At 61.1% G+C, this 6,000-nt stretch carries 6 protein-coding genes; all 6 read left to right on the top strand.

Annotation, left to right across the window (positions count from 1 at the left end; translation table 11 throughout):
* Positions 1–591 (top strand): methyl-accepting chemotaxis protein (locus tag EA472_RS15025; RefSeq protein ID WP_243637860.1); only part of this gene is annotated, 591 nt, incomplete at its 5' end.
* A 6-nt stretch (positions 592–597) separates the two neighbouring features.
* A complete protein-coding gene (locus EA472_RS15020) occupies positions 598–1,032 on the top strand; it encodes a chemotaxis protein CheW (RefSeq protein WP_124192331.1) in 435 nt (144 codons plus the stop codon).
* A 164-nt stretch (positions 1,033–1,196) separates the two neighbouring features.
* On the top strand, positions 1,197–2,876 hold the full coding sequence (locus EA472_RS15015; RefSeq protein ID WP_124192330.1) for a globin-coupled sensor protein: 1,680 nt from the start codon (positions 1,197–1,199) through the stop codon (positions 2,874–2,876).
* 150 nt (positions 2,877–3,026) lie between these two features.
* The gene (locus EA472_RS15010) at positions 3,027–3,905 is read left to right on the top strand and encodes a CheF family chemotaxis protein (RefSeq protein WP_124192329.1); all 879 of its coding nucleotides are present in this window, start codon (positions 3,027–3,029) and stop codon (positions 3,903–3,905) included.
* Positions 3,906–4,389: 484 nt separating this feature from the next.
* Complete coding sequence (cheY, locus tag EA472_RS15005; protein WP_124192328.1) at positions 4,390–4,746, top strand: chemotaxis protein CheY; 357 nt, start codon at positions 4,390–4,392, stop codon at positions 4,744–4,746.
* Positions 4,747–4,754: 8 nt separating this feature from the next.
* Positions 4,755–5,963, top strand: coding sequence for a chemotaxis protein CheC (locus EA472_RS15000; RefSeq protein WP_124192327.1), 1,209 nt, complete (start codon positions 4,755–4,757; stop codon positions 5,961–5,963).
* The last annotated feature ends 37 nt before the right edge of the window (positions 5,964–6,000 follow it).

Raw genomic sequence — 6,000 nt, 5'->3', positions numbered from 1 at the left:
GACGCCGCCGACGAGGTCACCGACGACGTCGAGGAGCTGCGCGAGGGCGTCCAGCGCATCGACGAAATCGTCGAAGTCATCAACGAGATCGCCGACCAGACCAACCTGCTCGCGCTCAACGCCTCCATCGAAGCCGCCACCGCCGGCGAGGCCGGCGACGGCTTCGCCGTCGTCGCCAACGAGGTCAAGTCGCTGGCCGAGGAGTCCCAACAGGAGGCGACCACCATCGAACGCATGGTCGACCAGATCCAGGAGGACACCGAGGACACCGTCGACAGCCTGGAAACCGCGAACGACGAGATCGCGGACGGGGTGGCGCTAGTCGAGGAGACCGTCGAGAACTTAGAGCGCATCAAAAAGTCGATCACCGAGGCCAGCACCGGTATCCAGGAGGTCGCGGTCGCCACCGACGATCAGGCCGCCACCACCGAAGAGGTCGCCAGCATGACCGACACGGCGATGGAACAATCCCAGGAGGTCGCCGACGAGATCGAGGCCATCGTCGCCATCAACGACCGACTCGAGGGGCTGGTCGACGAGATCGACGCCGAGGTCGATCGACTGACGACGGCGACGGACGAAACGAGGTGAGTACACATGGCAACGACGAAACAGACGACCGATCGAACCAGCACCCACGTCCTCGAGTTCGATCTCGGCAAGAACCGCTACTGCGTCGACATCGGCTACGTCGCCGAGATCGTCAACACCGACGAACTGACCGCGATTCCGAACACGCCCGAGCACATCGAGGGCGTGATGGATTTGCGCGGCGAGACGACGAAAATTGTCAACCTTCGGACGATCTTCGGCGACGGCGAGAACGACGAACTCGGCGATCGAATCATCGTCTTCAAACGAAAGCGAAACTCGACGGACCGGATCGGCTGGCTCGCCGACGAGGTACACCAGGTCCAGGAGCTACAGACCGACGCCGTCGATACCTCCGTCAACGGGACGGGAATCGCGGGAATCGTCCGTCGCGAAGAGGAGTTCGTTCTCTGGATCGACCCGACCGACGTCCGCGTCTGATCGATGCGATGACGACCGGTCGACGATCGGCGGCCGACCACCACGGCGGGATAAGGCGTCGGTGGGCGATCGGCGACGGGAGACCGACGCGAGACTGAACAGTGTTCGAGAACTAGTACAGCGAAAATTGGCAAATACGCATCAATTGAAACACACGAACGAGAATGGAAACACACGAACGAGAGTACAAGATAGACGATACGGTGAGGAGAACCGTCGACGGAAGCGAGCTCACGGACGATCTCGAGATCGACCGGCGGGAGATCGAGTGGCGAAAATCGTTCACCCGGTTCGACGACGTCGACGCCGAACGACTCGAGGCGATGGAACCGCTGTTTCGGGAGATCGCCGACGACCTGGTCGAGGAGTTCTACGACCACCTCCAGTCGGACGCCAAATCAAACGCGGTGCTTCGCGCCTCGTCGAAGCAGGTCGAACAGCTCAAACGAACGCAACGGCAGTACCTCGTCGAGCTCGCCGACGGCGAGTACGGACAGGACTACTTCGATCGCCGCGCCCGGATCGGTAAGTTGCACGAACTGCTCGAGATGGAGCCGAAGTTCTACCTCGGCAGTTCGACGATCTACTACGAGGGGATCCTCTCCGCGCTCGCCGACGAGAGCAAAGAGCAGCTGGGGGAGTCGGCGACCGGCCACGGGTTCGACGACGGATCGTCGACCGAACGCACCCGTCTCGAGTCCGAATCCGCTTCGGAACGCTCCGGAACCGATTCATCGCATCCAGAGTTCGAGTCCGACGTCGACGGCGGGCCCGAATTCGGCGGCGACGCCGCGTACGAACCCGACGTCGACGGCGAGTCAGAGCCGGTCGTTCCGGTCTCCGAGGCGCAGGCGGCCGTCGACGACGTCGTCGAGCGGGCGCTCTCGGCGATGAAGCTCCTCACCCTCGATCAACAGGTCGTGATGGACACGTACATCCACGCGTACGCGGACGTCGAGGACGAACTCGAGCGCCGAAAGGAGGTGTCCGAAAACGTACAGGAGTCGGTGACCGAGCTGCGAAGCGGGACCGACACCGTCTCCGAACGGACGGACGACATCAGCGGACTCGCCGGAGACCAGTCCGAGTCGATGGGCAACATCGCGAGCGAGGTGTCGGGGCTGTCGGCGACCGTCGAGGAGATTGCGGCCAACGCCGAGGAGGTCAGCGCCACCAGCGAGCAGGCCGAACAGCTCGCCGGCGACACCACGGACACCGCAGAGCAGGCCATCGACAAGATGGAACGCGTCGAAGACGCCGCCGACGAGGTCACCGACGACGTCGAGGAGCTGCGCGAGGGCGTCCAGCGCATCGACGAAATCGTCGAAGTCATCAACGAGATCGCCGACCAGACCAACCTGCTCGCGCTCAACGCCTCCATCGAAGCCGCCACCGCCGGCGAGGCCGGCGACGGCTTCGCCGTCGTCGCCAACGAGGTCAAGTCGCTGGCCGAGGAGTCCCAACAGGAGGCGACCACCATCGAACGCATGGTCGACCAGATCCAGGAGGACACCGAGGACACCGTCGACAGTCTCGAGGAGGCCAACGAAGAGATCGCAGACGGGGTGGCGCTAGTCGAGGAGACCGTCGAGAACCTCGAGCGCATCAAAAAGTCGATCACCGAGGCCAGCACCGGTATCCAGGAGGTCGCGGTCGCCACCGACGATCAGGCCGCCACCACCGAGGAGATCGCCAGCATGACCGACACGGCGATGGAACAATCCCAGGAGGTCGCCGACGAGATCGAGGCCATCGTCGCCATCAACGGCCGACTCGAGGGGCTGGTCGACGAGATCGACGCCGAGGTCGATCGGCTGACGGCCGAACGGCTCGATCGCACCTGAACGGACGTCTCGGCCGGAACACATACGACAACGCGAATCGAACGTGGAATCCAGAGCAGTGGCGCTTGTACTTTCTACGTACGAGAAAAGAATTGGTCACGGACGGGACGTGCCTAAAGTGCTAAGACCGTTCGCTCACTAGGGGCGTGCATGGACGAAGATATCGTCGCCGACTTCACCGGACGATTTTTTCTCAGCCGGGCTGAAGACGGAGACGACGCGCCCTCCAGCGGACGGATCGTGATGACGAAAAAGCGTCTCGTACTCGCGACGAACGACGGCAAGACGACCGTCCCGCTTTCGAGCGTCGTCGACGTGAACGTCGGCAGCGTACCGAACCACGTCAAACAGTTCTTCGACGATACGATCACGGTCGGATTCGAAACGGACGATGGTGTCCGGAGCGCGGTCATCGAGAGTAAAAGCGAGACGGTGACGAAGTTCGTCGCGATCCTGTTTCGCTGTCTGCTCAACGGTCGGGCCGTAGCGATCAAACACCCGGCCAGAGTCGGCGGTCGGGTCACTGAAGCGGACGTCGTCCAGGGAAAGATACGGATCGCAGCCCGCGCAATCGAGATCAAGACGAAAAGCGAGTCCATCGAAATCGACGTCGAGAGCGTGATGAACATCACCCGGGCCAACAGGATCGGCGAGCGCGACGACCGCGTCACGCTGGTCGTCAAGTACATCGACGACTCCGGGCTGACGAAAACGTCGCACATCTCGCCGTCGAAAGGGCAGTACGTGAACCTGCTGGCCAGATACCTCCGCCTCGAGTTCGACGAACTCCGCGAGGAAGTCGAAGAACTCGAGCTCTCAAGCCCCGAAAAGCGCGTGCTGGTGGGTATTCACGCCGCTGGCGGCGACATCGATTTCACCAACATGCTCGACGGGGATCCGGCGTACGTGACGAACGTGTTGAACTCGGTCCAGAGCAAGGGACTGGTTGTCGATGGTGCGGACGGGATGGCGCTGACGCCGAAGGGACGGATCATCGTAAGCCAGCGAATCGAAGACGTCAACGTCTGAGACGGTCTATTGACACGAGGTTCCGGCACAACCGCAGGCGGTTCCCGGTCGTGTCGGTAAACAGTCCGTGCGAGAGTAGGCGACGAGATCTACGCTTCGCGGTCGGCGTTCGGATTACTCGAGCACGCTCTGTCACGGAACAGTGCTATCGTCGTCGTTGAAACGAGTCACTCACCGCTCGTACTCGAGCGGTCAGCACAGGTTGTGCTGGCCGCTGATTCGCAAGCGGGAGTGCAAGACGTTCAACGACTTCGACGGACGTCCGCGAGTACCGATCGATCGTTCGGGAGTGATAGTGGATCGTTCACGAGTGAGAGCTGATCGCTCGCGAGTAACAGCCGTTCCACAGGGCCCCGTGAAGAATTAACGATCGGCACCGTTAGATACGGACGGACGTCATCCGCAGTTTGATTCGGCATCGGCCGAGACGTCTGTCATCGATTTGGTCAACATCGTTAAGTTATCCGGGTGTATTGGAGACGCTATGGACGTGCTGATCACAGACGATTCTGGATTTATGAGGGATCTCCTCCGGGAAATCCTCGAGGAAGATCACAACATCGTCGGCGAAGCCGAAAACGGCGTCGAAGCGGTCGAACTCTACCGCGAAGAGCAACCCGATATCGTGTTTATGGACATCGTGATGCCGATCAAAGACGGGATCGAGGCGACCGGCGAGATTACGGACATGGATCCCGGCGCGAAGGTCGTCATGTGCACGAGCGTCGAGCAGGCCGAGCAGATGAAAGACTCGATCAAAGCGGGTGCGGAAGGATACATTACCAAGCCGTTCCAGAAAGAAAGCGTGCTCGAAGAACTCAACAGCATCGCTGCCGAGTAACTGGTGCCATGGAAATCGACATCCGAGAGCTCGAGACCTATCAAGAACTCGCTCACGACGGAGCCCGCTCCGCGGCTGAATCGCTTTCGCAACTGACCGGAATCAGTACACGCGTCCAGGTGACGGACGTCTCTCTCATGTCGTCGTCGGACCTCGAGTACGAGTTCATCGGCGACGAGTTCGCCGGCGTCAACATCGATCTCACCGGCGAGATCGAAGGCGAAGTCGTGCTCGCGTTCGACGAGCAGGGACGATCCGCGATCACCGACAAACTCGTGCCGGCCGACGATCCGGAGAAGAAAAAAAGCAGCATCAAAGAGGTCGGCAACATCATGACCAGCGGGTTCGTCGACGGCTGGGCGAACTACCTGAGCGCGAAGATCAAAAGCTCGCCGCCGACGTACATCCAGGGGACCGGAACGGACATCCTCCCTACGTCGACGACCGACGAGGACAGACACCTGTTCGTGTTCCGCAGCCGCGTCGAGGCCTCCCAGGAGGCCGAAAGCGAACCGATAGACTTTCGCATTCTTCTCGTCCCAGATTCGAAATCGCTCGAGCGTTCGCTCGAACCCAAGACCGACAAGATCGTCTCGCTCGAGAAGCTCGAAGTGTTCAACGACATGACGAAAGAGGGGGCCGAGAAGGCCGCGGCGAACATCACCTCGATGACCGGCATCGAGACGACCGTCAACATCAGTCGGCTGAGCCTGATCCCGATCGAGGACATCCCGACGGAAGTCGGAAGCAAACGGTTCGTCGGTACGGTGATGCAGTTCAGAGGGAAGTTCAGCGGCTACCTGGTCATCCTGTTCGACCAACCATCGGGTCGAGCGGTCGTCGACTCGCTCGTTCCGATGGAAACCGAAGAGCAGTGGGGCGACATCGAACAGGGGGCTCTGAAAGAACTCGGGAACATCATGACCAGCGGCTTCATCGACGGCTGGGCGAACGTGTTGAACGCCGAGATCAAACACTCGCCGCCCGAGTTCGTCGCAGACACCGGTTCCGGAATCCTCACGCCCGTTACCACCAAGATCGCCGAAACCGACGATCACGCGTTCGTCCTCGATTCGAGCATCCAGACCAACAGCGACAAGGTGTTCACCTGTCAGATGCTCGCGTTGCCCCGCCGCGACGAACTCGAGCAGGCACTCGACGACCTCCTCGTCGAAAACTCGGCCAACACGCGCATCGATCCCGACGATCTGTTCTGAGGGCGGCCGTCTCGTCGTCTCCCGTTTTCGTCCGATC

This window comes from Natrarchaeobius oligotrophus (genome assembly GCF_003841465.1).
GTDB classification, from domain to species: Archaea; Halobacteriota; Halobacteria; order Halobacteriales; family Natrialbaceae; genus Natrarchaeobius; species Natrarchaeobius oligotrophus.
This window is presented reverse-complemented; position numbering and strand designations above follow the sequence as displayed.